The organism is Sporolactobacillus laevolacticus DSM 442 (genome assembly GCF_000497245.1).
Classification (GTDB): Bacteria; Bacillota; Bacilli; order Bacillales; family Sporolactobacillaceae; genus Sporolactobacillus; species Sporolactobacillus laevolacticus.
Map to the genome: position 1 here is coordinate 32646 of NZ_AWTC01000016.1, position 22296 is coordinate 54941.

Annotated in this window: 22 protein-coding genes; 1 reads left to right on the plus strand and 21 read right to left on the minus strand. The window is 43.8% G+C overall.

Annotation, left to right across the window (positions count from 1 at the left end; translation table 11 throughout):
- Nucleotides 1-47: 47 nt before the first annotated feature.
- The 6 genes from P343_RS32815 to rlmD form a co-directional block, all read right to left on the minus strand.
- Nucleotides 48-1007: a tRNA dihydrouridine synthase gene (locus P343_RS32815; RefSeq protein ID WP_023511138.1), complete on the minus strand. Its 960-nt coding sequence runs from the start codon at nt 1005-1007 to the stop codon at nt 48-50.
- Nucleotides 1008-1227: 220 nt separating this feature from the next.
- Nucleotides 1228-1578, minus strand: a complete 351-nt coding sequence (locus tag P343_RS32820; protein WP_023511139.1) for a DUF2200 domain-containing protein — start codon at nt 1576-1578, stop codon at nt 1228-1230.
- 273 nt (nt 1579-1851) lie between these two features.
- Entirely contained in the window at nt 1852-3879 is a 2028-nt protein-coding gene (locus tag P343_RS32825) for a DUF262 domain-containing protein (protein ID WP_023511140.1), read from the minus strand.
- Entirely contained in the window at nt 3879-5393 is a 1515-nt protein-coding gene (locus tag P343_RS32830) for a DUF262 domain-containing protein (RefSeq protein WP_084297836.1), read from the minus strand. Before P343_RS32830 ends, P343_RS32825 begins: the two co-directional genes overlap by 1 nt.
- A 113-nt stretch (nt 5394-5506) precedes the next feature.
- Entirely contained in the window at nt 5507-5638 is a 132-nt protein-coding gene (locus P343_RS37885) for a helix-turn-helix domain-containing protein (RefSeq protein ID WP_479692456.1), read from the minus strand.
- Between the two features lie 106 nt (nt 5639-5744).
- Nucleotides 5745-7130 (minus strand): 23S rRNA (uracil(1939)-C(5))-methyltransferase RlmD, encoded by a 1386-nt coding sequence (gene rlmD, locus P343_RS32840; RefSeq protein WP_023511142.1) that lies wholly within the window; start codon nt 7128-7130, stop codon nt 5745-5747.
- Between the two features lie 38 nt (nt 7131-7168).
- Here rlmD and P343_RS37245 point away from each other — a divergent pair, with 38 nt between their 5' ends.
- Nucleotides 7169-7336, plus strand: coding sequence for a hypothetical protein (locus tag P343_RS37245; protein ID WP_168371038.1), 168 nt, complete (start codon nt 7169-7171; stop codon nt 7334-7336).
- 329 nt (nt 7337-7665) lie between these two features.
- On the opposite strand, the gene P343_RS32850 is transcribed toward P343_RS37245, so the two are convergent.
- The 15 genes from P343_RS32850 to P343_RS32925 form a co-directional block, all read right to left on the minus strand.
- Complete coding sequence (locus P343_RS32850; RefSeq protein WP_023511144.1) at nt 7666-8748, minus strand: nucleotidyltransferase domain-containing protein; 1083 nt, start codon at nt 8746-8748, stop codon at nt 7666-7668.
- Nucleotides 8749-8991: 243 nt separating this feature from the next.
- Entirely contained in the window at nt 8992-9531 is a 540-nt protein-coding gene (locus P343_RS32855; protein WP_023511145.1) for a cupin domain-containing protein, read from the minus strand.
- A gap of 326 nt (nt 9532-9857) precedes the next feature.
- The gene (locus tag P343_RS32860; protein WP_023511146.1) at nt 9858-11504 is read right to left on the minus strand and encodes an FAD-dependent oxidoreductase; all 1647 of its coding nucleotides are present in this window, start codon (nt 11502-11504) and stop codon (nt 9858-9860) included.
- A gap of 13 nt (nt 11505-11517) precedes the next feature.
- Nucleotides 11518-11820, minus strand: coding sequence for a rhodanese-like domain-containing protein (locus P343_RS32865; RefSeq protein WP_023511147.1), 303 nt, complete (start codon nt 11818-11820; stop codon nt 11518-11520).
- A gap of 89 nt (nt 11821-11909) precedes the next feature.
- Nucleotides 11910-12230, minus strand: a complete 321-nt coding sequence (locus P343_RS32870) for a rhodanese-like domain-containing protein (protein WP_023511148.1) — start codon at nt 12228-12230, stop codon at nt 11910-11912.
- Nucleotides 12231-12277: 47 nt separating this feature from the next.
- Nucleotides 12278-12541, minus strand: coding sequence for a metal-sensitive transcriptional regulator (locus P343_RS32875; RefSeq protein ID WP_023511149.1), 264 nt, complete (start codon nt 12539-12541; stop codon nt 12278-12280).
- 155 nt (nt 12542-12696) lie between these two features.
- Nucleotides 12697-15165, minus strand: coding sequence for an FAD-dependent oxidoreductase (locus P343_RS32880; RefSeq protein ID WP_023511150.1), 2469 nt, complete (start codon nt 15163-15165; stop codon nt 12697-12699).
- Nucleotides 15166-15344: 179 nt separating this feature from the next.
- The gene (locus P343_RS32885) at nt 15345-15578 is read right to left on the minus strand and encodes a glutaredoxin family protein (RefSeq protein WP_023511151.1); all 234 of its coding nucleotides are present in this window, start codon (nt 15576-15578) and stop codon (nt 15345-15347) included.
- 476 nt (nt 15579-16054) lie between these two features.
- The gene (locus tag P343_RS32895) at nt 16055-16993 is read right to left on the minus strand and encodes a diacylglycerol kinase (RefSeq protein ID WP_023511153.1); all 939 of its coding nucleotides are present in this window, start codon (nt 16991-16993) and stop codon (nt 16055-16057) included.
- A gap of 302 nt (nt 16994-17295) precedes the next feature.
- Nucleotides 17296-17487, minus strand: a complete 192-nt coding sequence (locus tag P343_RS32900) for a hypothetical protein (protein ID WP_023511154.1) — start codon at nt 17485-17487, stop codon at nt 17296-17298.
- Nucleotides 17488-17711: 224 nt separating this feature from the next.
- The gene (gatB, locus tag P343_RS32905) at nt 17712-19148 is read right to left on the minus strand and encodes an Asp-tRNA(Asn)/Glu-tRNA(Gln) amidotransferase subunit GatB (protein WP_023511155.1); all 1437 of its coding nucleotides are present in this window, start codon (nt 19146-19148) and stop codon (nt 17712-17714) included.
- Nucleotides 19145-20605 carry an Asp-tRNA(Asn)/Glu-tRNA(Gln) amidotransferase subunit GatA gene (gene gatA, locus P343_RS32910; RefSeq protein ID WP_023511156.1) on the minus strand — a complete coding sequence of 487 codons (1461 nt, stop codon included), beginning with the start codon at nt 20603-20605 and terminating at the stop codon, nt 19145-19147. Before gatA ends, gatB begins: the two co-directional genes overlap by 4 nt.
- Nucleotides 20606-20629: 24 nt before the next feature.
- A complete protein-coding gene (gatC, locus tag P343_RS32915; RefSeq protein WP_023511157.1) occupies nt 20630-20926 on the minus strand; it encodes an Asp-tRNA(Asn)/Glu-tRNA(Gln) amidotransferase subunit GatC in 297 nt (98 codons plus the stop codon).
- Between the two features lie 149 nt (nt 20927-21075).
- A complete protein-coding gene (locus P343_RS32920) occupies nt 21076-21693 on the minus strand; it encodes a LysE family translocator (protein ID WP_023511158.1) in 618 nt (205 codons plus the stop codon).
- 10 nt (nt 21694-21703) lie between these two features.
- Nucleotides 21704-22165, minus strand: a complete 462-nt coding sequence (locus P343_RS32925) for an Lrp/AsnC family transcriptional regulator (protein ID WP_023511159.1) — start codon at nt 22163-22165, stop codon at nt 21704-21706.
- Nucleotides 22166-22296 lie beyond the last annotated feature (131 nt).

Consider the following 22296-nt stretch of genomic DNA (forward strand, 5'->3'; position numbering starts at 1 on the left):
CTTCTACCAAACCCTAGATCATAGTTAAATTAAGCTAATGTGTCTCGTTACCTAACAAAGTTATCAAGCAATGCACGCACTTCATTTGTTGACTTTGTGCTCATCAATTGATTTCTTAATTCACTTGCCCCTCGGAAACCACGGACATAGATCTTAAAAAAGCGATGAAGAGCTGTAAACGGACGTAGCTCTAATTTTTCCGAATATTGATCATGGAGATCCAAATGCAACCTTAAGAGTTCAAGCAGTTCCTTACTATTATGATCTTTCGGTTCCTTTTCAAAGGCGAATGGATTTGTAAAAATACCACGCCCAATCATAATTCCATCAACACCATATTGATCAGCGAGTTTCAAGCCGGTTTGACGGTCAGGGACATCGCCGTTGATCGTCAAAAGTGTATCTGGTGCCACCTGGTCACGAAGTTTCTTAATTTCCGGGATTAGTTCCCAATGAGCATCTACTTGGCTCATTTCCTTTTTTGTACGTAGATGAATGGTAAGATTAGCAATGTCTTGTTTCAATATGTGTGTTAGCCAGTTGTGCCATTCGTCTACATCAGTGTAACCAAGCCTTGTCTTCACACTTACGGGCAATCCCCCTGCTTTGGATGCTTGTATTAAGTCTGCTGCGACTTCGGGACGTAGGATAAGGCCGCTTCCCTTCCCATTCGCCGTCACATTAGGCACCGGGCAGCCCATATTGATATCCACACCGCTAAACCCTTGCTTCGCCAGACCAATACTCATCTGTCGAAAGCATTCAGGCTTATCCCCCCATATTTGGGCTACAATAGGCTGTTCGTCCTCTGTAAAAGTCAGACGCCCGCGCACACTATTGATCCCCTCTGGGTGACAATAACTCTCCGTGTTTGTAAACTCTGTAAAAAACACATCAGGTCTAGCTGCTGCACTCACTACATGGCGAAAAACAACATCAGTCACCTCTTCCATTGGTGCCAGTACAAAAAAAGGTCGTGATAAATCACGCCAAAAATTATCGATCATATTTAAATTCAAATCCTCTCATGGGATACCCGATCAAAAACTTTATCCCCCAAATTGCTTTTTTAACACTTATCGCATGCTTAAAGTGCTGTTCGGAGTAGTCGATACACCACCTGCATACAGTCGCATTGCTCTGGCTTTCAATAAGTCGGAGTAACCGGCTGTGTCATGCTGCATCTTTGTCACCGAGCATCTTGCGAAGTTTATTGCCGTTCCGCCCTCAGCTCCTCAAGACTTTCTCCATTGGCTTGCCTTTTGCTAATTCGTCAACCAATTTATCAAGCCACCTGATTTTCTGCATAAGAGGATCTTCGATTTCTTCGACGCGATGCCCACAAATCACGCCTGAAATTTTGGCGGCATTCGGATTTATCTGTGGGGCTTCGTCAAAGAACGTTTCGTAATCAATATTCTTCACAATTTGTGCTTGCAAGCTGAAATGATCATACCCCGTCAGCCAACAAATCACAGTATCGACATCAAATTTGGTGCGCCCTTTTCGCTCCGCCTTTTGGACGAGTAGCGGGTAGACCCTCGAAAATGCCATCTTATACACACGCTCGTTTTTCATAACGCGTCACTCCCTTTGGGCTGTGGTTATCCAAAGTATTGACAGGAATTCACGAGTTTTTTCATGCCCGAAACTATTTACATTTCACAGAAAATGACGAAGAGCCTTAATGTTTAATGATTACACCACTTTGTGCGTTCTTCATTATCCCTTGTTGCCACATCGCTTGCACTCCTTTTAACATACTCTGCCGAATACTCGCAGCGAGAGATTTCCTTTTCGTCCGAGATAATGTACTTTCAATGGGCGAGAGCCACTCGGAAATCGGCAAAATCATTTAGATAGAAATTCTGCCGTTTCGGAAATAGGGTCATCTGATTGTGATTCAAATACAATTTTATTAGCTCCATTTGTAACGTTGAATTTCCCATTACTAAAACTTATGGTATACCCATTTACATAAAGGTAGTGTTGAACATAAATTCCCAATTCGCCATCAAATAGTGACTCTAAGTTACGGTTTTTCAATTCCTCGTGCAATGCTGAAAGAAAAAGTACATAATTATAGCCGTTTGACCATTTATTTTGTATGAGGTGCATTTCGTTTTGAAGGACGCGTAGTCGCAAGTGAGACACACTCATCCATTTAAACAACTGTGGATAGTGTATTAAACAATACCTCCAATCTTTTTTAGACACCGACAATTTTGCAATGATCCCTTTCAGTTGTGCTTGTATATCAGTATTAGGGTTAAGTGTGTCAAGTAGTTGTCTAACAACATTACCACAATTAGCAAACAATGATTTCAAACTTGGAGTGTTTGCAGCTTCGTTTGGATCATCAACACACAATGTTTTAAATTGACTTACTGGGAGTGTGTAATCACCAAAAGTAAGTAGTGCACAGCGTAATAAATGCCCATGTCTTGGTTTGGCATCGTCAAATAAGGCAGATATTTTGTCCCAATATTTTATAAATTGTTCTTTTTCATATTTGCCGTCATTACTCTTTGCAAGGTAAAGTGCGGAACGAATCTGCCCACTGAAATAACGGTGTTGTTCTGCTTTGTAGATTTCTTGCGCAAAACTCATATCAACTATAATTATCTGTGCCTTTTCTTGCTCCTCTGCTATTTGTTGTTGATTAAAACCTATAACTTTACCCTTAGTCGAGAAATATGCGAGCAAGGTATCCCAGTTTTCAGCAAGGACATTAATGCTTTCAATTGTATTGCGGTATAAGTTGGAAACATCTATTGTGCTGTTAAGCGTGAGGTTTTTAATTATCCGTAGCCATTGTTTCAATGAACCGTTATCTATACCCTTTGCCTTAAACAAATACGTTGTTACAGCATGAAACAAAACACGATTAGCATAAGTTCGACCTTCAGTTAACGCACTAAAAATCAAAGGGCTTACATCTTTATAATTATGATTTTCACATAAGAAGTTAAGTGTATAAAATGCCGTTTCAAACACCTCTGCACTAATTTTGCTATAGTCAAGGGTGTTCGCCCAATTCTTGTCGTCCTGAATTATTCCATTGTTCATTAACAGAACACCGAAGAAAGCATAATACGTTTGGTCAAAATCTTCTTTGTGTTCGGCCCAAAAAAGGTCAGTCCAATCGCGGTCAAAACAAAGCTCGAACTTATCAATATATGATAATTCCAACTTTTTCATTCTGCTTAATAATCGTGCTTTGAAATTCTCAAATTCTGTCAGCGGTTTCCCACGAGCATTCAATTTAATATATAAGCTGTCCTCCATACCAAGATCCTGCATTTCAAAAAACTTAAAAACAAGCGGTTCACTCCCCACGCCAATCATTTTTTCAGCAAGGTGGTCTATATCACCAAATGTTGCCTGTATATCATCGAGCATAACAAGAGCGGATCTGATCGTCGGATCATGCATCCAGTCTGAAACAAACCACTCCGAATCCTCAATCTCCTCGGATGGACTTGTTCCAGCCGCAAAAACATCAGCACGGTTCTCAATCAGCTTTTTCAAAAATTCACGGGATGTTATACGAGTTTCATATGTAAATTTATGTAAGATAGGAGTTTTGGTTTCGTCATTGCGAAAAGCATATAAATGTAACAAAAAGAGTGTTGTTAGCCGCTGTTGTCCATCAATTGGTATGAATTTTTTACCTTCAGCTTTTCCATATACGAAGTTAAGGTCAAGTGGTTGTGTTTCCTCCAAAATAGCGGCTCGCATATCAATAAGCAAATTCGAACGCACAGTTTCTGCATGGGTATCTTGTCGTCCTTGGGCATAATCCCGCTGGACAATTGGCACTTCAACCTGATATTCATCAAGTAATTCAAATAGGGTATCAAGTGTTTGTTCGCTCATTATACTGACCTCTCGTTGAAGAATGTATCTAGTGTTTGTTTTATAGCGGAAACATACTCTGTTTTGTCTTTTTCGTTCCATAAATCCATATCATTAAGATTTTTCGAATACACTTTCAAGAAAACGTTTTTTGTACACAGTGGCACAAAAAGACCCTTGGATTCACGTTCAATGATTATCTTACGTTTGTCTATGAATTGTGCTTCCTTATAACTGCGATTTGTGTGACAGTCGAGCAGGGCAAGGTTACCTAGGCTATCATCTGCGTCATCTGTTTCATCTGCAGTTGCATGGATATGTTCAATATCCCATTGTTCACGCTTATAAATATCAAACGGAAAGCGATATTGTTTTTCACTTTTACATACAAGTGTTGCGATGTTAAAAAGTAAGAGCAACTGGCGGATTCTTTTCTTATGGGCAGTTGTATCAAGAGCGAGCATATTTAAATCATCGTACTTAATTTTAGACTTTGCGAGCAACGCTGTGTTAACCGCATTTTTTCGTTTACCGCGTGTAAGTGAAAAAATCTCGGTAATCGTTGTGCCATTAGCTATTAGATAACCAATTATGTGATATTTGTTTAAGTCATTATACCAATCGCGGAATTCAGCATACAATTTTTCAACATCACTCCAAAGGGCATTGACAAATTCTTCTTTTTCTTTTGCGTTTTTTAGAGCTGCTGAGAAAACCAAAAACGGGAAGTAGTTTTGACTGGTAGATATCGGATTCTGTGCAATTGCGTTATAGTCCTTTGCAAGCAAATCAAACAGCATATCAATGCGAGTGCCGCTTTGTTCTTTTTCGTTGAGGAAATACCAAAAGGAATCATCACGCAACCCTTGCTCTATCCTGTCCCACGCTATGGAAATCTCAGTTTGCCGCTTGCTTGCATCTGTGCCGAAATTATCTTGGTTAAGAATCAAGGCTTTAATGAGTTCCGCGTTGGTGAGGGGGATTTTTCCCAGATTCACTTTTGTGAACATTGCAATCGGGTCAATATCATGTAGGAGCTCGTACCATATAAAGAACACACTTTTCCTAATTTTGGTATTAAGTTCTTGAATAGCAACAGACTTATCAGGTTGGGATTCAAGCCATTTATTCATATTGCTATAGGCCCGACCCATATAATAGAAATCAATATTTGAATCATCAAAGTTGGTTTCATCCGATAAAGTCTTTAAAAAGGAACCACTATTTTTACGTGTTTCGTAGTTCAATTCAAAAGGAGGCACTGCAGAGCGAATTTCTTGTGCAGCAATTTTCATAAAAATATAAATAGTAGTAAGGCGCTGCTGGCCGTCTACCACTTCGAACGAGCCATCATCGCGTTTCTTCACTATAAGTGCCTGAATACAGTATCTTTTATCGCCTTCGACGGAAAATTCAGCCACATCATCAAGTAAAGCTGATACGTCAAATTCTGTCCAACGATACCCTCGTTGGTATGAAGGTACGAAAAACCTAAGGCCTTTCAGGTCTCCTATTGTCTTTTTTTCAATCGCTATATCTTAACCTCCAATCCTACTCATATTACTTATTTTTATTTGAACACCTTCTGGTAAAGTAAAAGCTTGTTCATAGGTAATACCTAATGCATCTGCTATTGCTAGTAGTTCCTCTAACGAAACAGTCTCTCGTTTTTTAATTTCTTATTGAAATTCTGCGATGTCTGACCAACGCGTCTGGATAACTCTGCAATACTTATATTCAATTGCCTGCATAATTCTTTAATCATATCAGACGTTGTCATACAGCACCTCCATAATAACCCATATTATAAACCATTCAAAATATTACCTTATAAAGTCATAAAGCCTCCCACAAGTTCATTCAGAACCTATAGAAGGCTTGTCTATTTACTTTTCTATATCCACCCTAGACATCAATACCACGCACTCGACGTGCATTGTCTGCGGAAACATATCCACAGGCTGTACTTTCTTCACCTGGTACCCGCCTGCAGTAAGCAGTTTGAGATCGCGCGCGAGTGTTGCCGGATTACAGGAAACGTAGACAATCCGCTCTGGCTGCATGGCGATCATGGTGCCGATGAGCGATGCGTCGCACCCTTTGCGCGGTGGATCGACGACGATGACATTTGGTTCAATGCCCTGGTCACGCCAGTTTGGGATAACATCTTCCGATTTGCCAACTTCGAAGGTGGCGTTTGTGATTTTGTTGAGCTCGGCGTTCTTTTTTGCGTCTTCGATGGCCTCGGGGACAATTTCGACGCCATAAACGTGTTTTGCTTGTTTGGCAAGGAACAGGGAAATTGTACCGATGCCGCAGTATGCGTCAATCACGGTTTCTTTTCCGGTGAGCCCGGCGAATTCGAGTGCTTTGCCGTACAGCACTTCGGTTTGGGTCGGGTTGACTTGGAAGAAGGAGCGCGCGGAGATTGCGAAGGTGACGTCACCAATTTGGTCGTAGATCACGTCACGGCCCCAGAGCGTTTTCGTTGTGTCGCCAAAAATCGCGTTTGTGCGCTTTGTATTGATATTCTGAGCGATCGACTTGATCTGCGGATAGCGCTCAGTCAGTTCCCGGATCAGCGTCTTGCGGTGCGGGAGTTCTTCAGTACGTGTGACGAAGACGACCATGACTTCGCCAGTCTTCTTACCGACGCGGGCCATGACGTGACGGAGCACACCGCGATTTTTGACTTCGTCATAAGGCACGATGCTGTTTTCTTCAGCAACCTTGCGTGCGGTTTGCACGATGTCGTCGATGAGCAGATCGGTGATCATGCAGTGTTCCATGTCGACAATGTCATGGCTACGCTTTTTATAAAATCCGAAGGCGAATTTGCCGTTTTGCATGGCAACGGGGACTTGAATCTTGTTGCGGTAGCTCCACGGTTCGTCCATACCAAGGGTTGGTTCGACAGGGATATCGCTCAATCCGCCGATACGTTCGAGTGCGTCGCGCACGATTTCCCGTTTGTAGGCAAGCTGACCTTCTGCGCTGATATGCTGGATGGCGCAACCACCGCATTGGTCATAATATGGACAAGGCGGTTCGGCGCGTCGATCGCTGCTCTCGGTCAATTCAAGCAGCCGGCCATAGCCGTAGCCTTTTTTTGTTTTGATGACTTGGATCTTCGCTTTTTCTCCAGGCAGTCCGCCTGGTATGAACAAGGTATAGCCGTCCACCTTGGCAACGCCGGAACCGTCCTGAGTTAGATCGGTGAAGGTGACTTCGAGTTGTTGGTTTTTCGCTACAGGTGTGGTGGATTCGGACATGTTTTCGTACTCCTAATGATTGTTTGGTTTGCCTGCGTGTGCTTGATGCAGATGGAGCAGGGGTTATCGGTCTGTTTTTTATTTTTATCGATCTTATTGAAAGTTTTATCGGTCTCTTTGAAAAAAATATCGGTCTGTTTCGCAGATTTATCGGTCACTTTTTAAAATTTATCGGTCTATTTGCGAAAGTAAACGTACTGCGTTAGCTTATCTCTTTATAAGATAGCGGTAAAATGACAATAATACAAGCTGCCACATGCGCCGCGTTTTTCGTTGCTCGGAAGCTTATTATCGCTCGCTATGCCTCTTGATCTAATTTTTTCAGGATTATTTGCGGAACAGCTCGGTGTGCACCACTGGTTACTCATTTCCGGCATCGCTATTATTTTGATTACTTTGCTCGTGTAGCGGTGGCTTTCGATTCGGTCCTAGATTAATCAATAGTAAGTAAAGTGCTATGAACTTGATCAAATTCATAGCACTTTTTTATCTCCGCATCAACTTAGATTTACATGAGCTCTCATTTCTTAATAGATTATAAACTAAGATAATCCTTCTCAAAGTCTTTCAGTGACGAATAATTTTTTATTGGTTTATGTACTTTAACATATTCGTTAGCGTACACATCCATCATTCGATCAAAAGCTTCTGCAAATTCTTCGAGATTGCAGGGATCGAACGCTTTCATCAAATTAATTGCTGCAGTTCCATATTCCTCATGCATCTCATTATAAAATTGCTGACAACACATAGCTGTCATTAGTGATAAATGCACATCATTTCTTTTAGCTGCAGAATACACCTTGTTTCTCCAGTTAGAATATATTTCTTCGTACGTACCTGTTAAAGCGTCCGCCGTTGGTATCGGCGGCTGATCTTTAAATGACTTACCCACTTCACGATGAAGCTGTCTAACCGATTTGATCATGTCGGTTGCAACTGCTTTAATATCCTGTATACTCGGTGCATGAATCAAATCATTGAACTGTCTTTCAAAGTTATCTGGTACTTTCTCCATTTCCATTATCTCATGTAAATGCTCTTTAACACCGAATCGGAAATAGCTGTGGTTCAATAAACAGATCACTTGCTTGACACAATCAAGAATGGTTGCAGAATAATATCTACACTGACTCATTTCATCAGCCAGCATAAGATTAGCATATTCTAGCATGGCTTCTTGCAATTGAGACCCTGCTTTGTCATAGATCTCCAGAGTCAAAGGTGCTTTCAAAACTGCGAGTGCCTGCTGTTTCAACTTTTCAAAGCGTTCCTTATACTCTGCTGCAGCGCAATAAACAATATCAACATCGATCACATGAGATACAAGTACGTGCTCGTAGGATGCCATCCGTTCTAATTTCTCCCACGGTGAACAATAAATATCATAACCGATATCCTCCATAATAAAGCAGGACGCGATTTCCCAAGCCTTTTCATCATTGATGACAATCAGCAAATCAAGATCTGATTTTTCATAAAATTGCCCTGTATAAAATGAACCGCACACGCCAATTAATGCAACCGTATCAGGACAATCGCGTTTCACTCGTTCAATGACAATCTCAATAATTTTCCTATTTCTTTCAAATAATTGTTCTTTTATATGATTCTTCATCTTCAATTCCCCCCATCACCATTATATCTCTACTACTTTTACACTCGTCCAATACATGCGTCACAACAAAAAATTACTTTTTCCCAAGACAATCCAGAATGTAGGCGATATTTTTCTTCGCCAGATTGCGTCCTGACGTTATATTATAAATTAATCTTGCCTTCCTTTGGAAAAAAAGCAGAAGTGTTCATTTTTACTTGACGGCTACAACGTTTTTAATTGCATACTCCAAAGCCAAATTGATTACCTCGTTCCTTGAGCGATAGCTTTCGTTTCATGAACTGTACCATACGGATGCTCAGGTGGGGCATAGACAACGTAAACTTTAAGGGGGCGATTACCTGTATTGGTTAAATTGTGCCATTTTCCTGCAGGTATCATAATTGCATAGTCATCGTACGCCATAACTTGAAAATCTAAGTTATCTCTGCTATCACCCATTTGAACAAGCCCCTGACCTTCTTCAATCCGTATGAACTGGTCAGTTGTTGGATGGACTTCCAAACCTATGTCTTCACCAACATTAATACTCATCAAAGTTACTTGAAAATATTTACCTGTCCATAAAGCGGTGCGGTAATTGTTGTTTTGTTTGGTTGCTTGGTCAATATTCACTACGAATGGTCTTGTTCCATAATCTTGTAATAGGATGTTTCCATATGGATTATAGTTGTGGTTGTTCCAGTCGTAATAGTGGGGATTCCAATCATAATTCCAGTTATTATTCCAGTGGCATTGCATTGGATTATGCAATTGATGGTGATGGCATGAATTAGGGTACATACACATGTTCCTCTCAGTGATTTTCTTATTGACCATTTATCCTATGCAACTACCTAGTTACAGGTAAGCAAAATGGGTGAAAGTCCACTTGAACCTACACATGAGACAATTCGGACAGCCTTGAGACCGCTTTTGCTATTAAAAGAACCACCATCTCCGTAGAAAGAAGAGAAGAGGGATAGAAGTGTTTATTAAATGAATTTCGTCTCCATAAAAAATAAAATAGCCGGACAGATCCTGGCTTTCCCTGTCCGACAACCCATAATTTTGTCCTTCACTTTCATAACACTAATTCAATCGAACTGATCGTTAACCTTTTGTATTGGTTACTTTACTATTTCTGGAAAAACGCTACTGTACAGTTTATAGCCTCCATCCAGATTCTTTACCGAATAACCGTTCTGAGCAAGAATACGCGCCGCAAGATAGCCGCGAAGACCCACCTGACACGTCACAATCAGATCGCGATTTTTCGGAATCTCACTTAACCGCTCACGAAGATCGTCTAAAGGGATATTCACAGCCCCTTGGATAGTTCCGTTCCCATATTCCTGTTCTGTCCGAACATCAATAAGCATTTCGCCTTGTTGTACCAGTTGATCGACTTCGTTCCACTGAACATTCTGCACATTGCCGTCCAACAGATTTTCTGAAGCATAGCCGATCAAATTAACCGGAGCCTTGGCCGAGTTAAATGGCGGAGCGTAGGCAAGTTCAAGTTCGGTCAGATCATTGACAGTCATTTGTCCATGAATCGCTGTGGCAAGTACATCAATGGTCTTATCAACTCCCTTCTTGCCAACCGCCTGAGCACCTAGCACCTTCCCAGATTCAGGGTCAAAGAGCAGTTTGAGTGTCATCTGTGCACTACCTGGATAATAGGACGCATGATCCGGCGGACTCGTGTGCAGTGCCTCGTAAGGGATATTGAATCGCTGCAATAGTTTCTCACTCAATCCAGTGACAGCCGCAGACAAATCAAAGGCTTTCACTATTGATGTACCCAGAGTTCCCTTGTAACTGCGTTTCATTCCGCTAAGAATATCGGCAACCATGCGTCCTTGGCGATTTGCCGGAGAAGCGAGCGGAATGACCGCTGGTCGACCACCGACAGTTTGAGCAACCTCTATTGCATCTCCAATGGCATAGATGTTTGAATCGCTGGTCTGCAGATGATCATTCACTGATATACTTCGGCGTATGCCAAGCGCTAAGCCTGCTTGCTCAGCTAAGGATGATTCTGGAACAACACCGACCGACAAAAGGGTCAAATCTGTCTTTTTGCGCATGCCATCATCGAGAACCAGAATCGCTCCATTTTCATCGAAGCCAGTGACGGTTTTCCCTTTAAGCACTTCAATGCCGTGCTTTTTCAGTTCTGCTTCTACCACAATAGCCATTTCTGGATCAAGTGGAGGAAGGACTTGGTGCTCTCGTTCAACGATCGTCACTTTAAGTCCGTGTTCCGCCAGATTCTCGGCCATTTCAATGCCGATAAAGCCGGCACCGATGATTACCGCGTGATCCACTTTATGCTGCTGCAGGTACTGAACAATGTGTTCAGCATCCGGAACATCGCGCAGCGTGAACAAATGATCGGCTTGGTCGATCCCTTCAATTGGCGGTCGCATCGGACGCGCTCCTGTTGAGAGAATCAGTACGTCGTAGGTCTCTTCATAAGATTTTCCATTATGATCAATGAGCACCTTCTTTTGTTCTCGATCAATACGGGTGACTTCGCTTTTCGTCCGCACATCCAGACGAAAACGCTGATACAGCTTTTCTGCCGTCTGCACAAGCAGCTTCGACCGTTCTTTAATCACACCACCAATAAAATAAGGAAGCCCGCAATTGGCAAAAGAAACATAAGGACCGCGTTCCAAGACAATAATTTCTGCCTCTTCATTCAACCGGCGAAGCCGCGTTGCTGCCGACATACCGCCGGCCACCCCTCCAATAATTACATATTTCATTGAGTTTCCCTCCTTAAAATTCGATCGGTCCGTGCCAGTTCATCATCCCGCCAACCATATTCTTCACCTTAAATCCACTTGCGGATAAGATGGCAGAAGCCACACCGCTTCTGCTTCCAGAATGACAAACAATAATGTGCTCTTGATTTTTGTTGATTTCATCAAGACGATTCTGGATTTTATTAACCGAAATATTCTTGGCACCAGGAATATGCCCCTCAGCAAATTCAAAAGGTTCGCGAACGTCAATAATACTTACAGGCGCATGACTGCGTATCCGTTGCTCGACCTCTTCGGGTGTCCACTCTTCATACATGCTGTTTTCCTCCTTGGAACAACTTTTTATTTTTTATCAAAAACTGCGCATCTATATACCCATATGGGTATATTTTTTCCCATAAAAAATTAAAACCAGCGATTCATTCCGCCACGCACATTAGTCACTTTTTCATAACCTGCTTTTTTCAAAAGCTTACAGGCCACCGAGCTTCTCATACCGCTTTGACAAATGACAACCACTTCTTTTTCTTTCGGAATCTTATTGAGATGATTGCTCAGGGTTTGCAGTGGAATATTGACAAAACCCGGAATTGACCGACCGCTGAATTCTGCTTTTGTACGTACGTCAAGAAAATAGTTACCCTTTTTACTCGGCAGATAGACTTCCTTTAGCTCTGAAGTGCTTATCTTCTTAATTTTGGGTTTGCAAAAGAACATGCATCTCATGATTGATTTCCTCCTTACGCCGTTGGACTCACTTCATCTTGATCCCTTTAACGGCTTTTCACCAGCATTTGAACCGCTTCGTTTATGATTGATTCAGCTGACCCTTCACCGTTTTCAATCTGTTGCCGCAAGCAACTCTCGAGATTCTTTCCAATAACCAAACCTAGTGCACGGTCCATTGCCGACCGTGCAGCCGTCATCTGGGTGACCACGCTGCGGCAGTCTTCTCCCTGTTCCATCATGTGAATAATTCCGCGGATTTGCCCATCAATCCGTTTCAATCGATTGGTCATTTGCGATGTATACTCCATAAGCGGCCTCCTTTTATACCGATACAGGTATATTATTCAACTTATTTTTTGAAGTCAAGCAAATAGGAACAGTCCCGCAGTAGTTTCGCACCTACGCGCTTAATCTATAACCTACCCTTATCAAGAGGGGGGGCTTATTCAATGTTTTGATCTGATTAAATAAATAGATTCACATTTGATTTTGCTGCTTCGCCTAAATAGCTGGCCACACCGCCGAATTCAACACCATCGATAATTTCTTCACGTGCAACGCCCATGAGATCCATACTCATCGTGCAGGCAACCATTTTCACGCCAAGCTGTTTTGCACGCTCGATCATAACAGCAAGACTGTCAACATTCTTGTCAGCCATGACCTTTTTTATCATTTTCGGCCCTATGCCACCCATATTCATCCGTGAGAGCGGCAGATGATCCGCGCTCTTCGGCAGCATCATACTGAACAGTTTGTCGGTTCCCGACTTGCTAATTTTTGTATTGGCATGCCTCTTAATAATATTTAGCCCCCAGAAGGTGAAGAAAAGCGTGACTGGCTTGCCCATCGCAGCCGATCCAGTCGCAATAATAAACGTTGCGATTGCTTTATCCAAATCGCCGTCAAAAACCACCATCGTCGTTGCACCGCCAGATTCTGGGGAAGCTTGCAACGCATGAGCAGCATCGTCATGGCTAGCCTTAACTCCCTTCACCAGCGTCGCAACCACCTTATTGCCGACAATATCATTCGTCAGCAATTGATTACCTGTCGCATTTGCCCAAGCAACAATATCCTTGTGAAAACCAAAATCAGAGGCCTGCACTTGCAGGACGTCTCCTTTATTCATCTTCTCCATGGATTGCTTGACCTTGAGAATAGGACCTGGGCACTGCAGCCCGCAAGCATCTACTTCAATTTTTGTACATTGCGATGCTTGCTGCGTAGTTGTTGAAGCCGACTCACTTTGGGCTGCCAGATGGGGCTGCGTTTTCATCTGACCCGTCTCATACTTTGCTTGTTCATAAGTTTTTAAACCGCCGTCAAGATTATAGACTTCAAAACCATTTAGTGCCAAAATGCGCGCGGCATTATAACCACGAAGTCCTACAGAGCAATAAACGTAAATCGGCTGTTCCTTGGGAAGCTCCGCCATCCGCCCTCTTAGTTCGCCTCGTGGAATATGATGACTGCCAGGAAGTTTTCCGGCAGCAAGCTCGAAGGATTCGCGAACATCCAAGAAATACGCCTGTTTCTCAATCAGTGCATCGACCTCATGCCATTCAATCGTCTTCACTAATCCTTGCCGCTGATCCGCAGCGATATAACCAGCATAGTTGATCGGATCTTTTGCCGATGCATACGGCGGCGCATACGCTACTTCAATCAACTGAAGATCCTCAACCGATCCGTTTAAACGCATCACTGCTGAAATCATGTCAATGCGTTTGTCCACGCCTTCCGTACCAATGGCTTGCGCACTGAGAATTTTCCCATGTTCATCATAGATCACTTTCAATTCAATCGGTGCTGCGCCGGGATAATAGCCGGCATGGGAATTGGGATGTAAATGAACTACCTGATAGTCAATGCCTGTCTGATTCAAAAGGCGTTCATTTTTCCCTGTGGTTGCCACGGTGAGCGCAAAAACCTTAGCCACAGCTGTTCCCTGCACAGGCGGATTCTTCGCATCTAATCCGTTTAGATAGTCTGCGAGAAACCGTCCTTGCCTATTTGCCGGGCCAGCAAGTGGAATTAACGTTGGTGTGCCAGTGATAAAATCTTTAACTTCGATCACATCGCCAATCGCAAAAATATCCGGAACACTTGTTTCAAAGTGCTCGTTAACAACAATCGCACCTTTAATGCCCGTCTTCACACCAGCTTTTTGCGCCAATGTACTGTCGGGTAAGACACCGATCGCCATCACGGTCAGGTCGGTGTCTATTTCTTTGCCGCTGCTAAGCACTACCGTATGCCCGTTGTCGGAAAAACGCGCTACACCATCATTTAAAATGAGTTGAACACCATGAAGTTCAATTTGCTCATGAACAAATTGCGCCATTTCAAAGTCAAGCGGAGCCATCACTTGCGGACTCGCTTCAACCAGTGTGACCTCCAAGCCGAGATCGGCAAGGTTTTCAGTCATTTCCAGCCCAATAAAGCCGCCACCGATCACCGCAGCTTTGTGCACTGTATGAGCATCGATATAATTTTTTATACGTTCAACATCCGGTATATTCCGTACGGAAAAGACATTATCTGCGTGATCAAGTCCCTGGATCTTAGGGACAATCGGTTTTGCGCCAGTAGAAAGGATTAAACGGTCGTAATGATCCGTTGCCTCTTCCCCGTTCAACACATTTTTTACCGTAATGACGTGTTTTTCCGGATCTACATCAACCACTTCTGTGTTGTTGTGCACCTCAATATTGAATTCCTTGACCATGTTCTCAACCGATTCGACAAGCAGCGCGTCTTTTTCACGGATGGTACCGCCGACATAATACGGCAGCCCGCAATTAGCAAAAGAAATGTAAGTACCTTTTTCATACATGACAATTTCATTTTCTTCACTTAATCGCCTGAGCCGTGTCGCTACACTTGCACCGCCGGCAACGCCGCCAACAATAATGATTCGCTGTTTCACAATGAGCCCTCCTGGTGCATGTATTCATGGCGATGAATTCGCCAATGTTCAGCCTTATTATACCCTATGGGGTATATAGTTTACAATCTTTTCTCAATACCCAAAAAATGAGAAGGGGGTTTCCTGTTCTCTTTTTGGTCAATTATTGATTTCTTCAACCTATTGCTGGTCAAGCAAGATTATGCATGAACAAAACTCATGATTCGATTAGGATCAAATCCGAGTACCCATTGACCATTAACATTTGTTTGTGGCACACCCATTTGTCCGGTTGTTTCCACAAGACGTTGACCAGCAACTGGATCTTGTTGCACATTGACTTCTTTAAATGGCAATCCTTGTTTTTCAAGAAAATTCTTCACCATATGGCAATAAGGACAAGTATTGGTCGTGTACACAGTAATTTCATTCATCGCTAATAACTCCTTTAAAATGTTTTTTCAATCTTAAAGTCAAAAGTTTAATTGCTTATCACTAGCGAGCCGATATCCTCAAAACCTAACATGAGATTCCGACTACAATTGCAGTATATACCCATACGGGTATTCAGGGAACTATTTTGCTCATAAATTTTCTTCATCCTTATTAATCACATACACGTCACGGCGGAGTGCGGAGAAGTGATCATTTTTACGTTGACGTTTTGTTTGGTTTGCCTGCATGTGCTTTATACGGATGGCACAGGGTTTATCGGTCTGTTTTTTGTTTTTATCGGTCGCTTCGAAAAAAATATCGATCTGTTTCGCAGATTTATCGGTCTTATCGTAAAATCCACGTACAGAGTTGGTTCATCTCTTTGTAAAAGAGCAATAAATTACACAAATCGCTTGCACACGCATGCGAAAGTGCCATGAACCCCATTGAGTTCATGGCACTTTTTTCAGCCTGTTTACTGGAGCTGTTTCACTTCCTGCTCAATGTTCAGCAGATGCGCATCCTGCGTTTCTTTCGGGACCATCAAATGCAAGTGGTGATAGAGATTGACGATTTCGCCGGGCAAATCACCGCCATATTCACCATCGATATTCAGCTGCATTTTTTCTTGGGATTCGATCTTGATGCGGCTTGCTTGAGCATAGATGACTTTCTCATCTTTCATATGCTCACCGCGAGTGGCCATGGATGCGAGGCGGATGAACTCCGCCAGGTTGGCCGCCTTCAAAATGATCAGGTCGAAAAGGCCGTCATTCATCTTCGCCTCGGGGGCAAGCTTTTCGAATCCGCCGACTGAATTGCTATTGGATACGAGAAACAGCATGATGTCGCCTTCAAAGGTGCGGTCGTCATAATTAATTTTCACTTTGATTGGCCGGATTGACGGGAGCATTTCAATGCCCTTGATAAAATAGGCCATCTGGCCAAGCATGGTTTTCAGCTTACTCGGTACATCATAGGTCAATTCCGTTAGCTTGCCACCGCCAGCGATGTTAACGAAATAATTGTCGTTGACTTTGCCAATATCAATCGGCATCTCATGCCCATTGCAAAGCACATCACAAGCTTTGACAATGTCACGGGGAATGCCAACGGCGCGGGCGAAATCATTGGTCGTTCCTAAAGGCAGGATGCCGAGCTTCGGGCGATAATCCATTTCCGCAAGTCCATTGATCACCTCATTAATGGTGCCGTCACCGCCTGCCGCCACTACCAGGTCAAATTTTCGCTTGACTGCTTTGCGCGCGCCTTTCGTTGCATCTCCCTCGGCTTTGGTCGCATAGGCTGATGCTTCATAACCTGCATCCTCAAGACGATCCAGAATGTAGGCGATATTTCTTTTCGCCAGTTCGCGGCCTGACGTTGGATTGTAGATTAATCTTGCCTTCTTCATGATTATCACCCAATCAAACTCTATATATAAATATCTACGTTCAAAAGTGGAAAAAGGAGTCTTCCTTATCGGCTTAAATTTAAGATGTCATATGTCATGGTACGATTTATCGGACGCTTTTGATTGTTTTTATTCATTGTTTCCGATCTCACTTACTGCTAATCAGCGATTGGAACAAATCAATTGTTTCTGAGACAATCATGGATGCGTTTACGTAAAACTGCAACTGCACACAGTTCGCTCTCTTATCGCGAACTTCCTTATTTTATTATATTGTAAACAATTTTTAAAATCAAAATCGATCACGTGAACGTTTCAATGGTTCGGTTTCCAATGCAGTCGGCATTTGCCGTGGCAAATGCCTGCCGATTTAAAGCTTTATCAGTCAGTTCTACGAATTTATCGATCAGTTTCAAAATATTATCGATCAGCTTGGAAAAAGTATCGATCACTTTCAAAAATTTATCGATCAGTTTGGAAAAAATATCGATCATTTCAGTGGTGGCCGGCAGTCAATCCGGTTTTGATCACTAATAATCCGGTCGTTGCGGCATTTCATTCGGTCGTCGCAAGATTAATCCGGTCGTTACCGAAAATAATTCGGTCGTCGTCACGAATAATCCGGTCTAGTGCCAAATATGGTAGCGAATTCGGCGTTTTACCGCAAAAAAAGCGGGATCCCTACACAATTAGGGGTCCCGCTTTTACAGCGTTATTTTTACAGCTTGTCAATTTCTTCGAGAATGATCTTGTTGACCATCTTTGGATTGGCTTTGCCGTGTGTTTGTTTCATGACTTGGCCGACAAGGAAGCCGAGGGCGCGATCCTTACCGTTCTTGTAGTCAATCATGGACTGCTTGTTGGCTTCAAGAATTGGCGCCAGCATCTCGCGAAGTGCGCCTTCGTCGGAGATCTGAACAAGACCCTTGGCTTTGACAATTTCTTCCGGATCGCCGCCTTTTTCAATCAGGTCTTTGAAGACCTTCTTGGCGATCTTGCTGGAAATCGTGCCTTTTTCAATCAGCTGTACCAGTTTGGCCAAGCCTTTGGCGGTCATCGGTACTTGATCGATGGTTTTGTACTTGCTGTTCAGGTACGCAGACACATCGCCCATCAGCCAGTTGGACACGAGTTTGGCATCGGCACCTTCAGCAACGGCATCCTGGAAGAAGTCGGACATCGTCTTCGCCTGTGTAAGCACCATTGCGTCGTACTCCGGAAGACCGAATTCTTCGACGTAGCGTTTTTGACGAGAATCCGGAAGCTCTGGAATTTCCGCTTCGATCCGGTCGATCCATTCCTGGTCGATCTTCAGCTTGATGATATCCGGTTCCGGGAAGTAACGGTAGTCTTCGGAGCCTTCTTTACCACGCATTACGGTTGTCGCTTTAGTTGCGTCATTATAACGGCGCGTTTCCTGAACGACTTCGCCACCGGAAAGCAGAACCTTTTCCTGACGTTTTTCTTCGTAAGCGAGCCCTTTTTCAACAAATGTGAATGAGTTCAGGTTCTTCAATTCGGTCTTTGTGCCAAATGTCGTCTGGCCGAAAGGACGGATGGAAATGTTGGCGTCACAGCGAAGTGAGCCTTCTTCCATCTTGACGTCGGAAACATCAATGTATTGCATGATCGCTTTCAATTTTTCCAGGTAAAGATAAGCTTCATGCGGGTCGCGCATATCTGCTTCGGAAACGATTTCGATCAGCGGTGTACCGACACGGTTGAAGTCGACAAGCGAACCGGAACCGTCTTCCAAGTGGTTCAGCTTTCCGGCATCTTCTTCGAGGTGCAGACGGTGCACGCCGATCCGTTTCTTTTCGCCATCGAGTTCGATTTCAATATAGCCGTTGCGTCCAATTGGCTGATCGAACTGTGAAATCTGGTAGGCTTTCGGATTATCCGGATAGAAATAGTTTTTGCGGTCGAATTTGGTCTCACGTGAGATTTCACAATTCAGCGCGAGCGCTGCTTTAATTGCATAATCAACGGCTTCGTGATTCAAAATCGGCAGAACACCAGGATGTCCGAGACAGATCGGGCATGTGTTGGTGTTCGGTTCGGCACCGAATTGGTTAGCGCAGCCGCAGAATGCTTTCGTTTTTGTTTTCAGTTCGACATGGACTTCAAGTCCGATGACTGTTTCAAAGTTGCTCATTTATTCATCGCCCCTTTGGCAGGCGTTAGTGTAAACCCGGCAGTTTGTTCATAGGCGTGAGCCGCGCGATACAGTGTTTCTTCACCGAATGGTCGGCCGATCATCTGCAGGCCGACCGGAAGTCCGTCAGCGAGACCGCATGGAAGGCTGATCGCAGGAATGCCGGCAAGGTTGACTGGAATCGTTAAAAGGTCGTTTGCATACATCGTCAGCGGATCATCGATATTTTCACCGATCTTGAAGGCAGTGGTTGGTGTCGTTGGTCCGACAATGATGTCGTGATCCTTGAACACTTTCTCAAAGTCTTGCTTGATCAGCGTGCGCACTTGCTGCGCCTTTTTATAGTAAGCATCATAATAGCCGGAACTCAATGCGAAGGTACCAAGCATAATTCGGCGCTTCACTTCATCGCCGAAGCCTTCGCTTCTCGATTTGTTGTACATGTCGATCAAATCGTTTGTTTCCGCGCGGACGCCGTAACGGACACCGTCAAAACGTGCGAGGTTAGCCGACGCTTCAGATGAAGCAATAATATAGTAAGCAGGCACCGCATATTTCGAATGCGGCAAGGACACTTCGTCCACAACCGCACCCAGTGATTCGAGCTGCTTAATGGCTGCACGGATATTTGCTTTTACCAATTCATCGATACCTTCACCGAGGTATTCTTTCGGAACAGCCACTCGAAGGCCTTTGATGTCGCCGGTCAAAGCTGCGGCATAATGAGGCACAGCTAAATCGGCACTTGTTGAATCGTGGCGATCCAGTCCGGAAATGGTTTCAAGCAGGTACGCGTTATCTTCGACAGTACGTGTAATTGGTCCTGCCTGATCCAATGATGACGCAAAAGCAACCAATCCATAACGGGATACACGTCCATAAGTCGGTTTCATGCCGACAACGCCGCAGAATGCGGATGGCTGGCGGATGGAACCGCCTGTGTCGGTACCCAGCGCAAAAAGCACTTCGCCCGCAGCGACAGCCGCTGCGGAACCGCCGCTGGATCCACCTGGTACGCGTTCGAGATCCCATGGATTTTTCGTAATCGCAAAAGACGATGTTTCAGTTGATGAACCCATCGCAAACTCGTCCATGTTTAATTTTCCAATGGTAATCGCCTTTTGTGCTTTTACCTTCTCAACTACGGTAGCGTCATAGAGCGGATCGTAGTTTTCAAGAATATGGCTGGCACAAGTGGTTTTCAATCCCTTTGTGACCATGTTATCTTTAATTCCGATCGGCATGCCTGAGAGAATCGCATCTTCAGCGGATCCGTTTTCGTCAATGGCCTTTGCTTCTTCTCTGGCTGCTTCTTCATTCAAGGTCAGAAACGCCTGCACATCACCATCGACATCATGAATACGCGTGAACGCTTCGTCGACAAGATCGGATGCCTTGATTTCCTTGCTATGTAACTTTTGAGACAAAGACACAAGGCCTTCTTCAAAAAGTGGCATCACTATTTCCTCCTTCAGCTTCAATCAATCCGCTTCCATAATCAGCGGTACTTTAACTTGTCCATCTTCCTGGAGCGGTGCGTTCTTGAGCGCTTCTTCGCGCGGCAATGATGGTTCAACAACATCCTCGCGCATCACATTATACATGTCCAGCACGTGGGTGGTCGGCTCAATGCCTTCTGTATCCAGTTCATTAAGCTGTTCTGCGAAACCAATGATATCATCGAGCTGCGTCGTGAACGTCTTAATTTCCTCATCATTAAAAGACAGCCGCGCCAAATTAGCGACATATCTTACCTGTTCCTCGTTGATTCTGCTCATCTTTTTCACCTCCGCCAATCGGCTTCATTTGCCACCTCTTGGCAAATTCCAACAATGCTTTAATCATATCAAATACCATTGACTATATGCAATAACAGCGGCATCTAAATAGCGAAATGGATCGTAAAATGTTTCCTTAACCCAACACATTAATTCATTGCCTGGTATAATGCAAAAACCCCAAAACCCAACATAATTATTGCAGAGAAACGATTGATCCATCCTAACAGCTTTGTGTCCATCTTTTCCCGAAAATGACCGACACATACGCTGAGCAGCAGCCACCATAGCGCAGAACCGCAAAAAACGCCGAACACGATCAGCATGGATGCGACATGACTTCCAGCAGCGATGCCCATCCCGGCGAATATACTTACAAACGAGATAATGGTCATGGGATTCGTCAGGGTTAATGCCAAGGTTGATGTATAGGCACCGAGAAGCTTTCTCGCCTTTCCCGCACCTTGCGGGGGTGAATCAGCTGCTTTTGACCGCCATGTCCGAATTCCAAGATAACAAAGAAAGCAGCCACCGATGACCTGAAGCCACAGCTGCTGGCCAACCAAAAAGCGAGACACAACAGTAAGGCCAAAGGCGGCAATTGATCCATATACAGCATCAGCAGTAGCTGCGCCGATACCCGATAGCAGCCCGTAAAGCCGACCTGCCGTCAAAGTACGTCGAATGCAAAGCACACCGATCGGACCGACCGGTGCGGCAATCGCAAGACCCAAGATCATTCCTCTCAGGTACACAAGTAGGTCCATAGGCGGTACCTCATGAAAAACGATCTGAATGAATTGGGAGCTGAGTTGTTTCCTTCAGTGAATTCATCACAATTGTCGTTCTTGTCTTAACGCCGGGTAATTTTTTCAATTCACAACTGATGACGCGATCCAAGTCTTTGGTGTCCCGGCTGCGCACTTTCAACAAGTAATCATAGTCACCGGCAATATGATGACATTCCTGAACTTCAGCAAGGTTCGAAACCAAATCTAAAAATGCTGAACGCTGTTCTGTTTTTTCAAGGGTTACCGCAACAAATGCCGTACATGTATTGCCAACATGTTCCGGATCAATCACTGCCCCATAACCTTTAATCACCCCTTTTTCCTCCAGTCTCCGCACGCGTTCGGCCACCGCAGGGGATGACATATCAACTTCAGCAGCCAAGTCGGACCATGTCGCCCTACCATGCTTCATTAAAATGCGCAGCATCTTCAGATCAAGTTTATCCAAGTCATCACGTCCTTTAATTATTAAGTATTAATTATCTATTATTAAATATACCATGTTTTTATGCTTATTTCCATTATATTATTAAATGTAGTCACTGAATAATTAATTTTGTTAATCTCTTACGTACCGTT

Coding starts and splice junctions, on each gene's coding strand:
- P343_RS32865 (WP_023511147.1), bottom strand. CDS start 11,820: ATGTATGAAGAGTGGACACCCGAAGAGGTCGAGCAACGGATACGCAGT.
- gatA (WP_023511156.1), bottom strand. CDS start 20,605: ATGCCACTTTTTGAAGAAGGCCTTGTGTCTTTGTCTCAAAAGTTACAT.
- P343_RS32825 (WP_023511140.1), bottom strand. CDS start 3,879: ATGAGCGAACAAACACTTGATACCCTATTTGAATTACTTGATGAATAT.
- P343_RS32920 (WP_023511158.1), bottom strand. CDS start 21,693: ATGGACCTACTTGTGTACCTGAGAGGAATGATCTTGGGTCTTGCGATT.
- P343_RS32815 (WP_023511138.1), bottom strand. CDS start 1,007: ATGATCGATAATTTTTGGCGTGATTTATCACGACCTTTTTTTGTACTG.
- P343_RS32900 (WP_023511154.1), bottom strand. CDS start 17,487: ATGATCGATATTTTTTCCAAACTGATCGATAAATTTTTGAAAGTGATC.
- P343_RS32860 (WP_023511146.1), bottom strand. CDS start 11,504: ATGAAATATGTAATTATTGGAGGGGTGGCCGGCGGTATGTCGGCAGCA.
- P343_RS32855 (WP_023511145.1), bottom strand. CDS start 9,531: ATGTACCCTAATTCATGCCATCACCATCAATTGCATAATCCAATGCAA.
- rlmD (WP_023511142.1), bottom strand. CDS start 7,130: ATGTCCGAATCCACCACACCTGTAGCGAAAAACCAACAACTCGAAGTC.
- P343_RS32820 (WP_023511139.1), bottom strand. CDS start 1,578: ATGAAAAACGAGCGTGTGTATAAGATGGCATTTTCGAGGGTCTACCCG.
- P343_RS37885 (WP_479692456.1), bottom strand. CDS start 5,638: ATGACAACGTCTGATATGATTAAAGAATTATGCAGGCAATTGAATATA.
- P343_RS32875 (WP_023511149.1), bottom strand. CDS start 12,541: ATGGAGTATACATCGCAAATGACCAATCGATTGAAACGGATTGATGGG.
- P343_RS32895 (WP_023511153.1), bottom strand. CDS start 16,993: ATGAAGAAGGCAAGATTAATCTACAATCCAACGTCAGGCCGCGAACTG.
- gatC (WP_023511157.1), bottom strand. CDS start 20,926: ATGAGCAGAATCAACGAGGAACAGGTAAGATATGTCGCTAATTTGGCG.
- P343_RS32850 (WP_023511144.1), bottom strand. CDS start 8,748: ATGAAGAATCATATAAAAGAACAATTATTTGAAAGAAATAGGAAAATT.
- gatB (WP_023511155.1), bottom strand. CDS start 19,148: ATGAGCAACTTTGAAACAGTCATCGGACTTGAAGTCCATGTCGAACTG.
- P343_RS32885 (WP_023511151.1), bottom strand. CDS start 15,578: ATGAATGAAATTACTGTGTACACGACCAATACTTGTCCTTATTGCCAT.
- P343_RS32870 (WP_023511148.1), bottom strand. CDS start 12,230: ATGAGATGCATGTTCTTTTGCAAACCCAAAATTAAGAAGATAAGCACT.